Genomic DNA, 16535 nt, shown 5'->3' on the forward strand with positions numbered 1-16535 from the left:
GTAGTCCTCTTAACGAGGGACTCCTTCATGTCTCCCACGGATTCAGGTTGTAATCCAAGAAGTAGCTAACGGGGTTTCGAGGCCAAGTTTTGATGCTTTCCTGGTTGAGCTAAGCGCTCATCTTTCTCTTGCAACGCCGCCTTTCGATGGTGGAAGTACTCGAGGAATGATCACAAGCGGGTATCTTGGAGAGGCGCGGGGAGAGAACTACCGCTCATTGCAGATTGGTTGGACTCCGGGGATCACGTTCAGCTCGTCCAGGGCCCGATCGGCTCGGGCGGCGTAGGGTACGAATCCGTGGGCCCGGCACGCGGCGCGAAACGCATCGATCCGAACGCGGTTCTCGCCGACGTAGCCCGTCCCATCATCGACGTAATCGACCACCAGCACAGGCCGTCCCGCCCGCGCGATCCGCTCCAGGTACCCGAGGCGGTATTCGACCGCGGAAGCCGGGATCCGCTCGGTTTCATCGTAGAACAAGTCCTCGATCCCGATCGCGGAGATCGCATTCAGGAAACTACCGTCGTCGTAGTCGAGGATCCGTTCCCCGTTTTGGGGGATGATGTAAAACCCGGGGTGGACCTTCCGACAATAGGCCGCTATCTCCTCCACAAACCGGATCATCCGCTGCGCTGCCTCCTTTTCCGAGAGGTGGAACGGTTCGCCGTTATCCGGGTCACTCCAGTACTCGAACGCATCGACGATGTCGAGGTAGACTCCGGCGAACCCCTGGGAGATGATCTTGTCGAGGTAGGAGTAGACGATCCCCTTCCATCCCGGATCCCAATAGCGGACCTTGTAGTTCCCGTCCCAGTCCGGGTTTCCTCTCCCAAGCCACGCGGGCGGGTCTGTTTTCCACTCCTCCTGCCAGTAGAACCGATAGTCCTCCGCCTCGCCGATGCTGATGTAAGCGATCGGGATCGTCCCGGAGTTTGCTATCTCCTCGATCTCCGCGCGTGTGTAGCGCCCTGCCGCGGACCCGTCACGGGAATAGTCGATCACTACGAGGTCGAACCCGGCGGCCGCCAGCGTGTCCGGGTCGGCGTCCTGGAGTTGATACCCCCAACTCTTGGGCTGGAGGGTCGTCCCGGCCGGACCCGCCCCCGACAGGCAACCGGAGAGCCCGACCAAGGCCAGGAGGATCAAAGTCGACTTAATCGCGTTCATACCCTCATCTTATTCCCCTCCAGGGCGAGGTACCAATAACGCTCTGCCGCGTGCTCGCTTATAATGTTCCCATGTCAGCAGCGAAAGGAGAGGGATGAACAAGAAGATTGCTCCGTTCGGGCTGTGGAAGAGCCCGGTCACCCCACGGCGGATCGCCTCCGGGGTGAGGATCTATGATGTCGGTTGGGATTCGGACGGCGAGACACTGGTCTGGCTCGAGGGGCGTTCCGATCGGGGTGTCCTCGTTGCCAAGCGGCGCGGGGATGCACCGCGCGACCTCACGGTCGAGCTTTCCGTACGGGCCCGCGTCGGCTACGGCGGCGGAGACTTCACCGTGTTCCGCGGGGACGCCTACTTCGTCTCCGGGGGGAGGCTCTACCGCCAGCCCCTGTCCCACGGGGAGGCGCGACCGATCACCCCAAAGTTCGGGGAACCGGCGTCCCCGGTCATCTCTCCGGACGGGAACTGGGTCGTATTCGTCTGGAGCGACGGGGAGGAGGACTGTCTCGGGATCGTCGACGCGGCTGGGGCGAACTGGCCGCGCAAGCTCGTCGCGGGGAGCGATTTCTACATGCAGCCGAGGTTCAGTCCGGCTGGAGACTCGCTTGCATGGGTCGAATGGGACCACCCGAATATGCCGTGGGACGGGACGCGGCTGATCCTCGGCCGGTTCGGAGACGGACGGGTGGACGACGCCCGCCGGATCGCGGGCGATGATGGAATCGCAGTCTTCCAACCCGAGTTCTCCCCGGACGGGAGGTACCTCGCTTACGTCTCCGAGGAGACCGGGAACGGCGAGCTGTACCTCTACGATATCGCATCCGGAGAGACGCGTCGCCTGACGGAAGGGGAGAACATCATCCTCCCGGCGTGGGGCCAGGGGATGCGGGCGTACGGGTTCACCTACGATGGGGCGAGGATCGTCTTTCGCAGCGGAGAGGGCGGAAGGGACTGGCTGAAGATGGTCGACCTTGGTGACGGGAGGATCACGCCGCTCGGGGAGCGGTTCCCCGACTACTCCCTGTTCGGCCAGCTCGCTCCTTCCCCGGCGGAGAACGCGATCGCGTTCATCGGCCAGGCCTCCGTTGTCCCGCCCCGGGTGGTGACCGCTACCCTCGCTCCGGGCTACGCACCCCGTGTCCACCGCTACTCCCTCCCTGAGACGATCGATCCTGCCTATCTTTCTTCCCCTGAACCGGTGGAGTGGACCGCTCCGGACGGAGCGACGGTGCACGGCCTTTACTACCCGCCACGCAACCGTGATTATGCCGGAGACGGGCTCCCCCCGGCGGTGGTGATGGTGCACGGCGGGCCGACCTCGCAGTCGACCGCGGGGTACCACGCCGGGACGCAGTTCTTCACCTCGCGCGGCTACGCCGTCCTCGAGGTGAACTACCGCGGGAGCACCGGCTACGGAAAGGCGTACCGGGAGGCGCTGAAGGGGAAGTGGGGAATCCTGGACGTGGAGGACGTCGCCTCCGGGGCGGAGTTCCTCGGGGCGAGCGGGCGCGCCGACGGGAAACGGTTGGTGATCATGGGGGGAAGCGCCGGCGGGTACACCGTCCTTCGCACCCTCACCGAGCATCCCGGCCTGTTCAAGGCGGGGATCTGCATGTACGGTGTCTCCGACCTGTTCGGCCTTGCCTTGGAGACGCACAAGTTCGAGTCCCGCTACCTCGACACCCTCCTCGGCCCGCTCCCGCAAGCGAGCGCGGTCTACCGCGATCGCTCTCCCCTGTTCTCCGCGGAGCGGATCTCCGACCCGATCGCGATATTCCAGGGAGAGGAGGACAAGGTGGTCCCCAAGGAGCAGTCGGAGTTGATCGTCTCCTCCCTGCGCGCCCGTGGCGTCCCGCACGAGTACCACCTCTACCCCGGGGAGGGACACGGATTCAGGAAGACAGAGACGATAGAGTCGTTCTATCGCGACGTGGAACGTTTCCTCCGCCGCTACGTCCTGTTCGGCTGAGGGGGCGCTGAGGGAGCATTAAAAGGAGACAGATTGAAAGTCCTTGTGATTCTGAACGATCCGAACCCGGAGGGACTCGTCGCGGCGTGCGCCGAGGCGGCCCGCCAGGGGATCATCGACGGCCACAGCCCGGCGCGGGTGATCAACATCGCTGACCTTAAGCTGGCCCGGTGTGCCTTGTGTGGAGAGGACGGGTGGGGAACGTGCCGCACCAAGCACGAGTGTGAAGTGGAGGACGACTTCCAGTCCCTGCATGAGTCGGTCCGGGAGGCGCAGGGGTACGTGTTCGTCACGGGTGCGGTCTTCTCCGCGATGGACGAGGGGATGCGGGCGTTCCTCGACCGGCTGCGCCGCTGCGAGGCGACGCGGGAGGAGTCATCCCTGTTCGGAAAGCCGGCGGTCGGGATCGCCGTGGCGCCGGAGTCGAGCGCGGAGGCGATCGGGCCTCTAACCGAGCTTGCTCGTGTCATCCACGACGTCAAGGCCGATCCGTTCGACCTGATCCCGGTCAGTCCCCGCACCCGCGATTACCAACTGGAGACGATCCACGACGCCCTGGCGGAGATGGTGAGCCTTCCCCCGGCGCTGACCGCATCGCTCGATACCAGGCGAAAGGCGGAAGAGGCGAAGAAAAAGCACACCACCCGCAAGCGACGGCGGCGCTAGTCGTTGGATAACGCGGAGTGGGCGCGGGCGACCACTTTGGCGAGGTCGACCGCGCGTCCCTCCTCGCGCCGCAGATGGAGGAAGTACTCGATGTTTCCCGCCGGGCCGCGCAGGGGGGAATGGGTGACCCCGACTACGCCCCACGGGGTCTCCGTCGTTATGAAGTCCAAAAGCCCTTTCAGAACCCCGATGTGAACGGCGGGGTCGCGCACCACTCCGCCCCGGGTCACGTTCTCCCGTCCGGCCTCGAACTGGGGCTTCACCAGGGCGATGATCTCCCCCTCCGGGTCGACGATCTCGGCGAGGGGCGGGATGACGAGCCGCAGTGAGATGAACGAGACGTCGATCGTGGCCAGCTCCACCCGCTCACCGATGTCGTCCAGCGTCAGGTAGCGGGCGTTAATCCCTTCGTGTACCACCACGCGCGGGTCGTTGCGCAGTCTCCAGTCGAGCTGCCCCTTCCCCACGTCGACGGCGTGTACCCGGCTCGCTCCGTGCTTGAGCAGGCAATCGGTGAACCCACCGGTGGAGCTTCCCACGTCGAGGCAGACCATCCCTTTGGGCTCGATGCGGAAGTCGACGAGTGCTCCGGCGAGCTTCTCTCCCCCGCGGCTCACATACGGAGCCGGGGCAACGAGCTCGATCTCCGCCTCGGGATCGACCATGTGCCCGGGGCGGTAGACCACTTGACCGTCGACCTTGACCCGCCCGGCCATGATCATCCGCTGTGCCTTGGAGCGACTGCGGATCAGACGACGGGCGGTGACGAGCTTGTCCAGGCGTTCCTTGCTCACTGATCGGCGACCGCCGCGGCCGTCGCCTCCTGATAGGCGGCGAGCCCCTCCCGCAGGAGCTCGACGGCGCGGACGAGCTTGTCCTCCTCGAGCACGTAGGCGATCCGGACCTCGTCTTTACCCTTACCCGGGGTGGCATAGAACCCGGTCCCTGGTGCGACCATCACCGTCTCCCCGTCCCGCTCGAAGTCGGTGAGCAGGAAGCGGGCGAAGCTCTCGCAGTCGTCGATCGGGAGCTTGGCGATCACGTAGAACGCCCCGGCCGGCTTGCGGCAGACGATCCCCGGAATCGTCTGAAGGGCGGTGTACAGGGTGTCGCGGCGGGCACGAAACTTGCTGATCATCGATCCGATCGTATCGGCATGGTGCGGATCGTTGAGGAACGCTATCAATCCGAGCTGCCCGAACGTCGGCGGGGAGAGGCGCGCCTGCGCCATCCGGTTCACCGCGCTCATCACCTCCGGGTTGTGCGAGGCGATCACCCCGATCCGCGCCCCGCAGGCCGAGATCCGCTTGGAGATGCTGTCCGCCAGGATTGCGTTGTCGCGCAGCTCAGGGAAGTCGAACACGCTCACTGCTTCCCCCTCGTACACGAACTCGCGGTAGACCTCATCGGAGATCACGAACAGGTCGTGCCGCAGCGCCAGCTCCGCGATCCGCTCGAGCTCGTCCCGGGAGTATACCACCCCGGTCGGGTTCCCGGGGTTGGAGAACATGATCGCCCGCGTCCGCGGGGTGACCCTGGCCTCCATCTCCTCGAGCGCGGGGAGGTGGAACCCGTCCTCGGCGTAGGTGGTGATCGGGACCAACTTGATGTTGGTCAGGTATGAGTAGCCGCGGTAGTTGGGGTAGAACGGCTCCGGGACGAGGATCTCGTCCCCGGGGTCGGTCGCCGCCTTCATCGCGAAGGTGAACGCCTCGCTCCCCCCGATCGTGACGCACATCTCCTCGGAGGAGAGCTCGATCCCGTGCTCGGCGTAGTAGCCGCGCAGGGCCTCCAGGGTACGAGGCATCCCCCGCGACGGGCTGTAGGAAAGGACGGAGATATCGGCGTTCCTCACCCCGTCCATGAACGCCTTCGGGGTCGGGATGTCCGGCTGGCCGATGTTCAGATGATAGATCGTCTTCCCCGCTGCCTCCGCCGCCTGGGCGAGGGGGGTGAGCTTGCGGATCGGGGATGCGGGGAGCTCCGCCGTCCGGGCCGATATGTTAGGCATAATCGAGTATCCACACCTCCTGTGTCGCCGGGAGGGACTCCTTGGTCAGAGACACCTCCGAGCTTCCGATTCGACGCACATTTTGCACCCGGCGGGAGAAGTTCTCCACCGGCGCGATCGGGAAGTCGTCCCCAAGGATGTCGGTCTTGTAGTGCATCGGGAAGACGACCCGCAGGTTCGGCAAGCGGCGTATCACCTCGAGCGCCTCGTCCGGCCCGATAGTGAAGTAACCCCCAACCGGGATGAATACCGCCTCCACATCCGCCAGCGCGGCGGCCTGTTCGTCGGTCAGCCGCTGGCCGAAGTCCCCGAAGTGGGCCAGGGTGATCCCCTCGAGGGCGAACTTGAAGATCGTGTTCTCCCCCCGCTTTGCTCCCCCTTCCTCATCGTGGTAGGACTTGATCCCCACGAAATTGATTCCGCGTGCGACGTGCTCACCGACGCCCCGTACCACCTCCGGGTTCCCCTTCACGCGCGAGACGGCGTTATGATCGAAGTGCTCGTGGCTTACGGTGACGACATCAGCCGGAAAATCAGGAGGCCGATACGGGAGCCGCTCGTCATACGGATCGGTGATGATCCGCACCCCATCGCCCTCGATCAGGAAACAGGAATGTCCGATCCACTTGATCTTCATCAGTCGTTCACCTCCGTTTCGAACGCGCTTTGCAGCATGTATTCTACGAGCTCAGGAAACGAAATTCCCGCCGCGGCCGCGGCCATGGGAAGGTCGCTCAGCTCGGTCATCCCCGGAAGGGTGTTCACCTCGAGAACGTAGGGGATCTCATCCTCCTTTCCGAGGCGAAAATCGACGCGGGAGAACCCGCGGCATCCCAGGGCGCGATGCGCAGCGACCGCCTCCTCCTGTACGCGGGTCGTCACCACCGGGGGGAGAGGGGCCGGGACGAGGAACTCGGTCATGCCGGGGGTGTACTTGGCGGTGTAGTCGTAAAACTCCCGCTTCGGCCGCGTCTCCACGATCGGAAGGGCGACGGGAGATCCGTCTTGCTCCAGGATCCCTACCGTTAGGTCCCGCCCCGGGATGTAACGCTCGACGAGGAGCGAGCCGAACCGATCCAAGATCTCCGCGGCCGCGGCTGTAAGCCGGTCTGCTTTATGTACGATCTCCACTCCTACGCTTGAGCCCTGATTTCCCGGCTTGAGGACGAGCGGGAGGCCGAGAACGGCCACGGCGCGAGAACAGAACTCGGAGATTCCCTCCCCGGTGTATGGCATCCCTTCCGGAACGGGAAGTCCTTTACCGATGAAGACTTCCCGTGCCCGCGGCTTGTCCATCGCAAGGGAGCTGGCCAATGGACCCGACCCGGGGTAGGGTATCTCCATCGCCTCGAGGAGAAGCTGAACCGTCCCGTCCTCCCCCTTTTCTCCGTGTAATAGGTTGAATGCAACATCAACACCGTGCAGGAAAGGAACGATCCCGTTGAGGTCTTCGATTTCCCCTCGTACCACCCGATAGCCGAGCCCTTCCAACGCCGCGGCGACCCGCCTTCCCGAGGCGAGCGACACCTCCCGCTCCGGGGAGTCACCCCCGCACAGTACCGCCACCTTCTCCTTCAACTTTATCGACCTCAAGCGGAGTATAGCTTCCGGGTGATCGGGAGGCAATGGATGCTGATCCGTGTCCCGCAGGGAGCGGACATGGAGGGTGATTTTCATACGCGTTCGGGTGTTGACTTCTATCCGTGATCTTTATATGTTGAAAATGATGGCTTTATTCTGTTTCGAGACGAAGGAGGCCGAAAGTGGAAAAGATGAACCACAAAAGAAGACGAGCGGCACGGCTGATCGCTGGAGTCGCCCTGCTCGTATCAGTGGCGATCCTGCTTACAGGATGCTGGTTGTTCAACAAGGATCCGATCGCTTCGTTCACCGCAAGCACATTGGCCGGAGAAGCGCCGCTCACCGTCAACTTCAGCGCGATCCTTTCCTCCGATTCCGACGGGGTGATCACCAAGTATGAGTGGGACTTCGGCGATGGATCGAGCGGTACAGGAGCCTCGGTCTCCCATACCTATACCGCGGCGGGAACCTACACGGTGGTGTTGCGGGTGACCGACAACGACGGTGCAACGGCGACTGCGCAGAAGACGATCATCGTGACGGCACCAGCGAGTAGCGGTGGTGGGGGACCAGGGCCGACCGCCAGCTTCACTGCGACTCCGATTACCGGGGAGGCGCCGCTGACGGTTACGTTCAATGCTTCGGCCTCGACCTACGCCGGACACGCGATCACTTATTACTCCTGGGATTTCGGGGACGGGACAACCGGGACGGGGATCACCACCACCCATACCTACGCGCCGGCGACGACGACCACCTACCACGTCGTTCTGCGCATCATCGCCTCGGATAACACCGAGGCGACAGCGACGAAGGACATAACCGTCATTGTCAACACATCGCCAACCCCGAGCTCGGGGCCGACCGCCAGCTTCACCGTAACTCCGGACAGCGCGCAGATCGGGCCGCACGAGTTCCAATTCGACCCGTCTGCTTCGGACGCTGCTGCCGGGAGGGAGCTGACCACCTACGTGTGGAGCTTTGGGGACCAGAGCTCACAGACGGAGACGAGCCACAATACAGTGAAACATACGTACTTCACCTCCCAGTCCTCCCAGAACTTCACCGTTACCCTGACCGTGATCGATGATCACGGTGCCACCGACAGCTACTCGCGCACCGTGACGGTGAAGAACCTGCAGCCGGTCGCCGGGTTCGAGATGAGAACCGCTACAGGGACGTGGGGAGTGGATGACATCGAGATCCACAATGCCCAGACCGTTTCCCAGACGATTTGGTTCCGATCGCAGACCCCGTCTGGTACGTACTGGTACAATGAGCGAACCGTTGCTCACAATAACCTGCCGAACGACAGCACTAGCAATAAACCAGACAATTTCGAGACGGCACCTTACACGTCCGGCGATAAAAATCTCTCCTACGATCCTGAAGGGAACGGAACCGATGGTACCTATGTCTGGGGAATCGTCACCTACGTGTGGAACTTCGGGGACGGAACCACGGAGACTAGATCAGCGAACGACGATGGTTCTTGTCCTGAGTTATCCCACAATTACACGCTCGCCGCTGATGAACAGCAGCACACGTTCACCGTGACGCTCGAGGTGATCGACAATCAAGGCGGACGGGGGACGCTCACCCGGACGGTGAAGCTGTACAAGAGCTAGCAAGCCGAGCGGTGCGGTGTGGGTGATTTCGCGCCGCACCGCTCGTGCGGGGGTTGCATGAAACGACCGGCGGTGCTTGTAGTTGGGATCTTGCTGCTTCTGCTTATCGTGGCGGGCTGTTCCCTGTTTAACTCCCCGCCGGTCGCCCGATTCACCGCCACCCCCCTCTCCGGGATTTCTCCGCTCACGGTAGCGTTCGATGCCTCCTCATCTGAGGATCCGGACGGGAGGATCAAGGACTACAGATGGGACTTCGGAGACGGTACCACCGGATCAGGCGCGACGACGGAACACACGTTCATCACCGCGACGACCAAGACCTACACCGTGGTCCTCACGGTGACGGATGACGACGGGGCGGCCGCCACCTATGAACAGAGCATCGAGGTGATCGGCGGAGGCGGTGGTACGGGAAACAACCCCCCCAGCGCTCGGTTCACCGTCAGTCCGAAGTCGTATGGAAATGCACCGCTGACCGTGACATTCGATGCTTCGCTCTCCACCGACGTAGACGGAACGATCGTCGCATACGCGTGGGACTTCGGGGACGGGACCACCGGATCGGGTAAGACCCTATCGCACACGTTTACGGCAGCAGCCACGACCAACTTCGCGGTCACCCTCACCGTCACCGACGATCAGGGGGCAAGCGCCAGCACCACCGCGGTGATCAGCGTGATCGTCCCTCCCAACGTCCCCACCGCCGGCCCGACTGCGGCAGTCACCGCCACCGAGCCACTGACGGTATTCGCCTCTACTAACCTCCCCGCCACCCCCTCGTTGTTCGAGGTTACGTTCGATCCGTCCGACTCCAGTGCTGCACCAGGTCATACGATAGACACTTACGTTTGGGACTTCGGTGACGGTGAGACGCTCTCCCTGAGCACGGCCACGCCGGTGACACACACCTTCGCCTCTGGTGCCCCATCTCATACATTTGTCGTCACCCTGACGGTGATCGACGATCAGGGACTGACCGACTCAGTAGCGGTGAATGTGACCGTCAGGAACTAGTCGCCGCTCCTAGGCTAAGGTAGATCAGTCCAGCGAGCCCGGCGACGACGAGGAGTCCGACCCACCACGGGGTCGAGGATGACTCCGCTGGTGGAATGGCGGGAGTGGGGTTGATCGCGCTCCAGTTTATCGGGTGTTCCCTCTCTGTTGTGGGGGCGGTAACCGCAGCGGGAACCGGCGTTGCTCCCTGAACCACGGGAGCGGCGATCACCTTCGGTTCGAGGAGGAACCTGTCTCCAAGCCACTCTCGTGGCACAGGATGAAGCGCGGTTTCGTTGAGCGCGATCGCCCGCAGTCCGGAGAACGGTATTCTGATAGAGCTGCTGGCAGAGCTGACCGATATTTCCTCTTCGATCCCGGTGAACGAAGCAAACGGGCCGATGTAGACCTTATTCGCGGTCTCCACGATCACGCGGGGAAAATCGATCGTTATTTGGCGGATCTCGCTTTTGGGGATGTCGAAGACACTGACCGGCCCCGCGGCAGGGACGATGTCGAGCCTGATCACCGCTCCGATCCCGGAGACCGTTCCGGTGATCTCGTGTCCAGTGGTGGTGAGGACGATGTCCGCCCCGCTCACAGCCAGCCCGGTCCAGAACAGGGAGATGATCACTAGTACGAGGGCAACCTTACGCTGCATTTAAACCTCCTTGCTTTCAGGGACGCTTCACCATACCACCTCTGGGTCCCTTCCGTCAAGTTGTGATAACGGCAGCGGCACGAATCGGGGTTCCTTCCACCCCGGTGATCTTGAGAGGGAACGCGATGAACCGCGCATCCTGTACGCCGATGAGTGCTTCGAGATTGACGAGTCCTTCAACGATCGGGATCCCCGCCCCGAGGAGGACGTGATGGACCGGGAAGTCGGGTGAATCAGGCGGATCAGGACTCGGGGTGTCGAGCCCGAGGATGGCGATCCCCTGAGTGACGAGGAACTCCGCCCCGGCCGGGGTGATGATCGGGTAGTCCCGATAGAACCGCTCTGTCCCGATCTCCTTATCCCATCCGGTGTGGATCAATACAGCCTTCCCAACGAGGTTTCCGGCGGCGGAGAGCTCTTCCGGTCCGATCTCCCTGGCTCGGGTGTCGACAAGCGCGATCGGGGGGAGGACGAGGGGAAGCTCGCTCACGTCCGGCCCGTCTGCGATGAAGTGATGCGGGGAATCAAAGTGGGTGCCACAATGGGCGTGGAAGAAGGTGAGGCGCGACAGCGCGTACCCGTCTGGTTTGAAATCGGCGAGCCGTTCCACGGCAAGCCCGGTGACATCCCCGGGATAGGCCTCCATTCCGTCGTGCATCGTCCGCGTGAGGTCGATTATCTCAACGTTCATTCTTCCTCCTTTACTTCATGGACAATGGTACGCGAGAGGGAGAACGTCCTCATCACTTCCGTTAGAAAATCGGTGCGCACGAGGAGGATCGGAACCGCCGGGCCGAGGAGGGCGGTCCGCACCGCGCTCGCCAATCCGCCTCCGGCCAGCTCTAACCTCCCCACCTCGTCGATGAACACGACCTGGGAGGAGCGAGCTCCGTGCTCGATCGCGGCGCGGGCGAACTCGAGCCCGGGTTCGGCGATGAAGAACCGACCGATCGGGATCCCGGGCGGAGCCAGGCGGGCGAACGGATGTTCCCTCCCTGTCGCCAGGTCGCGGACCACGTACCCGACCGTCCGTTCTCCCTCCATGACCCGCAACGAGAGGACGCCGCCGACCTCGATCCCTCTCCTTCCGAGCTCGGCGGCGATTTCCTCTCCGGTTCGCGTCTTTCCCGCGCCGATCCCGCCGGTGATGATGACCGGCGTTTTCGTCCGCAGCCCGTCCAGGACGGGCCCGATCTCAGTAACGCGCGTCTAGAGCTCCTTCACCAGGCCGACCTTCTCGTTGAACTGCTCGATCAGCCGGTCGATCTCCGGGACCAGGGAATGGATCCGGTCCCAGTAGCCGGGGAAGTCGTACCACTGCGCCTGTAATTCCTCGGCGGATTTCCCCATCTGCTCGACCCAGGTGTAGTACTTCAGATTGTGGATTCGCCGGCGGTCCCAGTAGCCGAGCTCCGCCATCCAGTCGGTAGTGATCCCCTGGAGGTGGCGGTGATAGTCGATCGCCGCGTCGATCTCGGAGTAGGGGCCGTATTTTTCCTCGAGCTCCTTGAGCCGTGATTGGTAGAGCTCCATCGAGTCGGTGAACACGGTCAGGACGACGTCGTTTTCGGTCAGCTCGTAGTACTTGGCAAACTTGATCGCGCCGAGGAGGTTCCCGACACTCGAGATCCCAAGCAAATCGAGCTTCTCGATGAACTCATCCGGTACCCCTTGTTTGCTCAGATACTCGTGCCCGGCCGGCTCGTTGAACAGCCGGATCAAGCGCATCGTGTCCTCATCATCGATGTCGATTACCATGTCAGTGTTTCTCACGTTGTGGATCCAGGGGACGTGCTTGTCCCCGATCCCCTCGATCCGGTGCCCGCCGAACCCGTTCAACAGCAGGGTCGGGCACTGCTTCGCCTCCCCGACCGCGATCTTGCTCGTCGGGTAGATCTCCTTCATGTAATCGCCGCAGCCGAGGGTGCCGGAGGAGCCGCTCGTCAGCACCACCCCGGCGTAGTTACCGTCCGGGCCGAGCTCCTTTTGCAGGACCTCCTCCATCGCGTGCCCGGTGACGTCGTAGTGCCACAGGTGATTTCCGAACTCGTCGAACTGGTTGAAGATCATGATGTTGTCGCGGGTCGCTTGAAGCTCCTTGCACTTCTGGAAGATCTCCCACACGTTCGACTCGCACCCCGGGGTGGCGATCACCTCTCCCGCCACCTTCGCCAGCCACTCGAACCGCTCGCGCGACATCTCCTCGGGGAGGATGGCGATCGACTCGCAGGCGAGGAGGTTGGCGTCGTACGCCCCGCCGCGGCAGTAGTTCCCGGTCGACGGCCAGACCGCCTTGTGGAACGTCGGATCGAACTGCCCGGTGACAAGCCGCGGGACAAGGCACCCGAACGTCGCCCCCACCTTGTGTGCCCCGGTCGGGAACCATTTCCCCACCAGGGAGATGATCCGTGCCCGCACCCCGGTCAGCTCATGCGGGATCTCGAGGTAGTTCACCCCGTCGAACCCGCCCCCGTGCTTCACCGGCTCGTTCTTCCACGTGATCCGGAACAGGTTGAGCGGGTGCAGATCCCACAGTCCGACCTCCTTAAGTCGATCCTTGATCGGCTGGGGGATCTTGTTTGGGTCCTTCATCTGGGCGAACGTGGGGACGATGATCCCCCGCTCCCGTGCCCGCTGTGCCGTCCGTTCCAACTGCTCTTCGTTGATCGTAAGGTCGATCATCTCATCCTCCCTAAACTCAGTTTGTCCATCGCGTCGCTTGCCGACGCCGGCTGTAATGCTATCATACAGCTTGGCCGAATAGCAAGGAGGAAATGTGAAGGATGAATTGGCAGGGTTGAAGGAGCGGATCGAGGCAGCGCAGGGGAAAATCCCATTCGACCTTCTCATCCGCAACGTGCGGCTGGTGAACGTCTACACCCGGAGAATCGTTCCCGCGAACATCGGGGTGAAGGGCGGGCGGGTGGTGTCGATCGCGTCCGATCCGCCACCGCTCTCTCCGGTGGAAGAGTTCGACGGGGGCGGGATGTATGCGATCCCTGGGTTGATCGATGCCCATTGTCACATCGAGTCGACTCTCCTCACCCCGGCCGCGTTGGCGGAGTCGATCCTCCCCCAGGGAACGACGACCTTGCTCATCGACCCGATGGAGATCGCCAACGTTGCCGGTCTGGACGGGTTGCTGGCGTTCATGGACGGGATGGATTCTCTTCCCTATCGAGCGTTCATCGAGGTATCATCCCGGGTCCCGACCGCCCCGGGGCTGGAGACGACCGGGGGAGTCCTCGGGCTCTCCGAGACCGAGCGACTCCTCGACCACCCGCGTGCGGTCAGCCTGGGGGAGCTCGACCCGTCCAAGATCGAGGAGCTGAGCGCCGCGCACCTGGCGAAGATCATCGCCGCACAGGCCCGAGGCAAGATCGCAAACGGTCATGCGATCGGTCTATCCGGGAATCGGCTCGACGCCTATGCCGCTGCCGGATTGAGCGATGATCACGAGTGCGTCACCTACGACGATCTCGCCGCGCGCCTGTCCCGCGGGATGAAGGTGATGATCAGGGAGGGATCGAGCGAGCGGAACCTGGAGACCCTCGTCTCCGGGGTGATCGCCCATGGGGACGACACCCGCAACCTCATGTTCTGCACCGATGACAAGCACCCTTCCGACATCCGTCGCGAGGGACACATCAACTACAATGTCAACCGGGCGATCGAGCTCGGATTGGATCCGATTGCGGCGATCCGGATCGCGACCCTGAACACGGCGGAGCACTTTCGCATCGATCACCTGATCGGGGCGATCGCCCCGGGCCGCTACGCCGATCTCATCCTTTCTCCTTCTCTGAACCGAATCCGACCGCGGTACGTCTTCGTGGGAGGGAGGCTGGTCGCTGCGGCCGGTGCCCTCACCGCTCCGGTTTCCCGGATCGATTATCCTGATGAGCTCCGTCACACCGTCCACCTGCTCCGGGAACCATCCGTGGACGATTTTCGCATTCCGGCTGCGGGGAGGCGTGCCCGGGTGATCGAGCTGATTCCGGATCAGATCGTCAACCGGGCCGGGGAGGCCGAAGTGGCAGCGGAAGACGGATTCCTGATCCCGGACCGCGAACGCGATATCCTCCCCATCGTCTGCGTCGAGCGCTACGGGAAGAACGGGAACATCGGCCGTGGGTTGATCCACGGGTTCGGGCTGAGGCATGGAGCGATCGGAGGGAGCGTCGCCCACGACCATCATAACATCATGGTCGTGGGGACCGATCCCGAGGACATGCGCGTCGCCGTCACGGCTCTGGCCGAGTCCCAGGGCGGGTTCGTCGTCGCCGCTGAGGGCGAGGTGCAGGCCCTCCTCCCTCTCCCGCTGTGCGGGTTGATGAGCGAAGCCGGAACTGAGCAGGTGGAGAAGCTTCTCACCGAAGTACGGGAAGCGGCGCGGGCCCTCGGTTGCCCTCTCGCTGCTCCGTTCATGACCCTCTCCTTCGTCTCCCTTCCCACCGTTCCTGCCCTCGGGATCACCGATCACGGACTGATCGACGTGGAGAAACATCGAGTTGTTCCGTTGTTCCTTTCCTGATCTTCGAGATATTGTCAATCCGGGCCGGTAATGCTATCATACAGCTTGACTGGCGCTTCGATCGGGAGGGAGGAACATGGCGTTTGAAAAGGTGCGTCCGCAGAAGGTCTCCGCTGTCGTGGCCGAGCAGATCATTGCGGCGATTAAACAGGGGGACTTTCCGGTGGGGAGCAAGCTCCCGTCGGAGAACGAGCTCGCCGAGCGGATGGGGGTGAGCCGCCCCACGATCCGCGAGGCCCTCGCCGCCCTCACCGCGGTCGGACTGATCGAGTCGAAACCGGGGAGCGGAAATTACGTGCGCAACGGGACAGCACTTATCGACACCATCGGGAACGAGGCCGTGCTGGTGCTGGAGAATGAGGATAGCTGCATCGAGATCATGGAGGCGCGCGGCCTGTTCGAGCCTCCGGTCGCCGGCCTGGCGGCGCAGAAGCGGACCGAGGCGGACATCGAGAACCTGAAGGCGGTCCATGCCCGGCTGCAGGAACTGGCAAAGGAGGGGGATCCGGATGCCTACCTGGACGCGGACAAGGAGTTTCACCTCGCCGTGATCGCCGCCGCTCACAACAACCTGGTGTCCAACGTCCTCGTTCCGCTCATCAACACGATGGACCAGAAGCTGTACCGCGAGTTCACCAGCCACTACTACTTCAAGGATCGAATGGGGTTGCAAGAGGTGGCGGGGCTGCACGACAAGATCCTCGCGGCGATCATCGCCAGTGATCCAGACCGGGCCGCTGCGGAGATGCGCGAGCACTGGGAGCGGATGCAGGAGGTTGTCTCCACGCGGTGATCAAGGAGAAGGGACGGATGGGAAATCGGAGGGGGCGTGACTTGCTGGTGTACCTCACTCCGGCTGCTGCTGTCCTCCTCGCTCTCCTGATCGGCGCCGTCTTCCTCGTCGTCCTCGGGGCGAACCCGTGGACGGCGTACAAAGCCTTGTTCGTTGGGGCATTTGGGAGCACGAACGCCATTGCGGATACGATCGTCAAGGCGACCCCGCTCCTGTTCGTCGGGCTCGGGATCTGCATCTCGTTCCGCGGTGGGGTTTTGAACATCGGTGGTGAGGGCCAGCTCGTGGTAGGGGCAGTCTCGGCCACCGCCCTCGCCCTATCGTTTCCGCATTGGCCGGGATGGCTCCTCATCTCCGCCTCCCTCCTCGTCGGGATGATCGCCGGCGCGATCTGGGGTGGACTCGCCGGGTTTCTGAAAGCCTACTTCAACGTGAACGAGATCTTGAGCACGATCATGCTCAACTACATCGCCGTCTTCGGGATGAACTACCTCCTGCGCGGGCCGATGATGGATCCCCTCCAGATAAAGCT

General features: G+C 63.0%; 16 protein-coding genes. 7 read left to right on the forward strand and 9 right to left on the reverse strand.

The annotated features are described in order from the left end of the window. Positions 1-207 precede the first annotated feature (207 nt). On the reverse strand, positions 208-1167 hold the full coding sequence (locus J7J55_07945; GenBank protein ID MCD6142625.1) for an endo alpha-1,4 polygalactosaminidase: 960 nt from the start codon (positions 1165-1167) through the stop codon (positions 208-210). A 94-nt stretch (positions 1168-1261) separates the two neighbouring features. On the opposite strand from J7J55_07945, the gene J7J55_07950 reads away from it, so the two are divergent. Further along, positions 1262-3136: a S9 family peptidase gene (locus J7J55_07950; GenBank protein MCD6142626.1), complete on the forward strand. Its 1875-nt coding sequence runs from the start codon at positions 1262-1264 to the stop codon at positions 3134-3136. A 33-nt stretch (positions 3137-3169) separates the two neighbouring features. Further along, the gene (locus J7J55_07955) at positions 3170-3802 is read left to right on the forward strand and encodes a flavodoxin family protein (GenBank protein ID MCD6142627.1); all 633 of its coding nucleotides are present in this window, start codon (positions 3170-3172) and stop codon (positions 3800-3802) included. On the opposite strand, the gene J7J55_07960 is transcribed toward J7J55_07955, so the two are convergent. The 4 genes from J7J55_07960 to J7J55_07975 are packed head-to-tail and all read right to left on the reverse strand — an operon-like array spanning position 3799 to position 7490. Next, positions 3799-4596 (reverse strand): TlyA family RNA methyltransferase, encoded by a 798-nt coding sequence (locus J7J55_07960; protein MCD6142628.1) that lies wholly within the window; start codon positions 4594-4596, stop codon positions 3799-3801. The two genes, J7J55_07955 and J7J55_07960, sit on opposite strands and share 4 nt — an antisense overlap. Beyond that, the gene (locus J7J55_07965) at positions 4593-5813 is read right to left on the reverse strand and encodes a pyridoxal phosphate-dependent aminotransferase (protein ID MCD6142629.1); all 1221 of its coding nucleotides are present in this window, start codon (positions 5811-5813) and stop codon (positions 4593-4595) included. The genes J7J55_07960 and J7J55_07965 overlap by 4 nt, the downstream gene beginning before the upstream one ends. Further along, positions 5806-6450, reverse strand: a complete 645-nt coding sequence (locus J7J55_07970) for an MBL fold metallo-hydrolase (protein ID MCD6142630.1) — start codon at positions 6448-6450, stop codon at positions 5806-5808. Before J7J55_07970 ends, J7J55_07965 begins: the two co-directional genes overlap by 8 nt. After that, a complete protein-coding gene (locus tag J7J55_07975) occupies positions 6450-7490 on the reverse strand; it encodes a D-alanine--D-alanine ligase (protein ID MCD6142631.1) in 1041 nt (346 codons plus the stop codon). Before J7J55_07975 ends, J7J55_07970 begins: the two co-directional genes overlap by 1 nt. Positions 7491-7576: 86 nt before the next feature. Between J7J55_07975 and J7J55_07980 the strand changes: the two genes are divergently transcribed. Next, positions 7577-9022: a PKD domain-containing protein gene (locus J7J55_07980; GenBank protein ID MCD6142632.1), complete on the forward strand. Its 1446-nt coding sequence runs from the start codon at positions 7577-7579 to the stop codon at positions 9020-9022. Between the two features lie 57 nt (positions 9023-9079). Then, positions 9080-10036 (forward strand): PKD domain-containing protein, encoded by a 957-nt coding sequence (locus J7J55_07985; protein MCD6142633.1) that lies wholly within the window; start codon positions 9080-9082, stop codon positions 10034-10036. Here J7J55_07985 and J7J55_07990 read toward each other — a convergent pair. From J7J55_07990 to J7J55_08005, 4 genes are read right to left on the reverse strand one after another with little or no spacing between them, the layout of a single operon-like run. Continuing rightward, entirely contained in the window at positions 10026-10676 is a 651-nt protein-coding gene (locus tag J7J55_07990; protein MCD6142634.1) for a hypothetical protein, read from the reverse strand. The genes J7J55_07985 and J7J55_07990 overlap by 11 nt on opposite strands. A gap of 55 nt (positions 10677-10731) precedes the next feature. Continuing rightward, complete coding sequence (locus tag J7J55_07995; protein MCD6142635.1) at positions 10732-11367, reverse strand: cyclase family protein; 636 nt, start codon at positions 11365-11367, stop codon at positions 10732-10734. After that, the gene (locus J7J55_08000; GenBank protein MCD6142636.1) at positions 11364-11870 is read right to left on the reverse strand and encodes a DUF2478 domain-containing protein; all 507 of its coding nucleotides are present in this window, start codon (positions 11868-11870) and stop codon (positions 11364-11366) included. Before J7J55_08000 ends, J7J55_07995 begins: the two co-directional genes overlap by 4 nt. A gap of 15 nt (positions 11871-11885) precedes the next feature. Continuing rightward, positions 11886-13358 (reverse strand): pyridoxal-phosphate dependent enzyme, encoded by a 1473-nt coding sequence (locus tag J7J55_08005; GenBank protein MCD6142637.1) that lies wholly within the window; start codon positions 13356-13358, stop codon positions 11886-11888. Positions 13359-13452: 94 nt separating this feature from the next. Here J7J55_08005 and ade point away from each other — a divergent pair, with 94 nt between their 5' ends. The 3 genes from ade to J7J55_08020 all read left to right on the forward strand — a co-directional run. Continuing rightward, positions 13453-15210 carry an adenine deaminase gene (gene ade / locus J7J55_08010; protein MCD6142638.1) on the forward strand — a complete coding sequence of 586 codons (1758 nt, stop codon included), beginning with the start codon at positions 13453-13455 and terminating at the stop codon, positions 15208-15210. Between the two features lie 76 nt (positions 15211-15286). Beyond that, positions 15287-16003 carry a FadR family transcriptional regulator gene (locus tag J7J55_08015; protein MCD6142639.1) on the forward strand — a complete coding sequence of 239 codons (717 nt, stop codon included), beginning with the start codon at positions 15287-15289 and terminating at the stop codon, positions 16001-16003. A 17-nt stretch (positions 16004-16020) separates the two neighbouring features. Then, the coding region (locus J7J55_08020; protein MCD6142640.1) for an ABC transporter permease at positions 16021-16535 on the forward strand (515 nt) is incomplete at its 3' end.

This window comes from Candidatus Bipolaricaulota bacterium, assembly GCA_021159055.1.
Lineage (GTDB): Bacteria > Bipolaricaulota > Bipolaricaulia > UBA7950 > UBA9294 > S016-54.

What these genes read in the sequence shown, in the direction of transcription:
- J7J55_07990 (MCD6142634.1), bottom strand. Translation starts at nt 10,676, where the DNA reads ATGCAGCGTAAGGTTGCCCTCGTACTAGTGATCATCTCCCTGTTCTGG.
- J7J55_07945 (MCD6142625.1), bottom strand. Translation starts at nt 1,167, where the DNA reads ATGAACGCGATTAAGTCGACTTTGATCCTCCTGGCCTTGGTCGGGCTC.
- J7J55_08015 (MCD6142639.1), top strand. Translation starts at nt 15,287, where the DNA reads ATGGCGTTTGAAAAGGTGCGTCCGCAGAAGGTCTCCGCTGTCGTGGCC.
- J7J55_07950 (MCD6142626.1), top strand. Translation starts at nt 1,262, where the DNA reads ATGAACAAGAAGATTGCTCCGTTCGGGCTGTGGAAGAGCCCGGTCACC.
- J7J55_07995 (MCD6142635.1), bottom strand. Translation starts at nt 11,367, where the DNA reads ATGAACGTTGAGATAATCGACCTCACGCGGACGATGCACGACGGAATG.
- J7J55_07970 (MCD6142630.1), bottom strand. Translation starts at nt 6,450, where the DNA reads ATGAAGATCAAGTGGATCGGACATTCCTGTTTCCTGATCGAGGGCGAT.
- J7J55_07985 (MCD6142633.1), top strand. Translation starts at nt 9,080, where the DNA reads ATGAAACGACCGGCGGTGCTTGTAGTTGGGATCTTGCTGCTTCTGCTT.
- J7J55_07975 (MCD6142631.1), bottom strand. Translation starts at nt 7,490, where the DNA reads ATGAAAATCACCCTCCATGTCCGCTCCCTGCGGGACACGGATCAGCAT.
- J7J55_08005 (MCD6142637.1), bottom strand. Translation starts at nt 13,358, where the DNA reads ATGATCGACCTTACGATCAACGAAGAGCAGTTGGAACGGACGGCACAG.
- J7J55_07965 (MCD6142629.1), bottom strand. Translation starts at nt 5,813, where the DNA reads ATGCCTAACATATCGGCCCGGACGGCGGAGCTCCCCGCATCCCCGATC.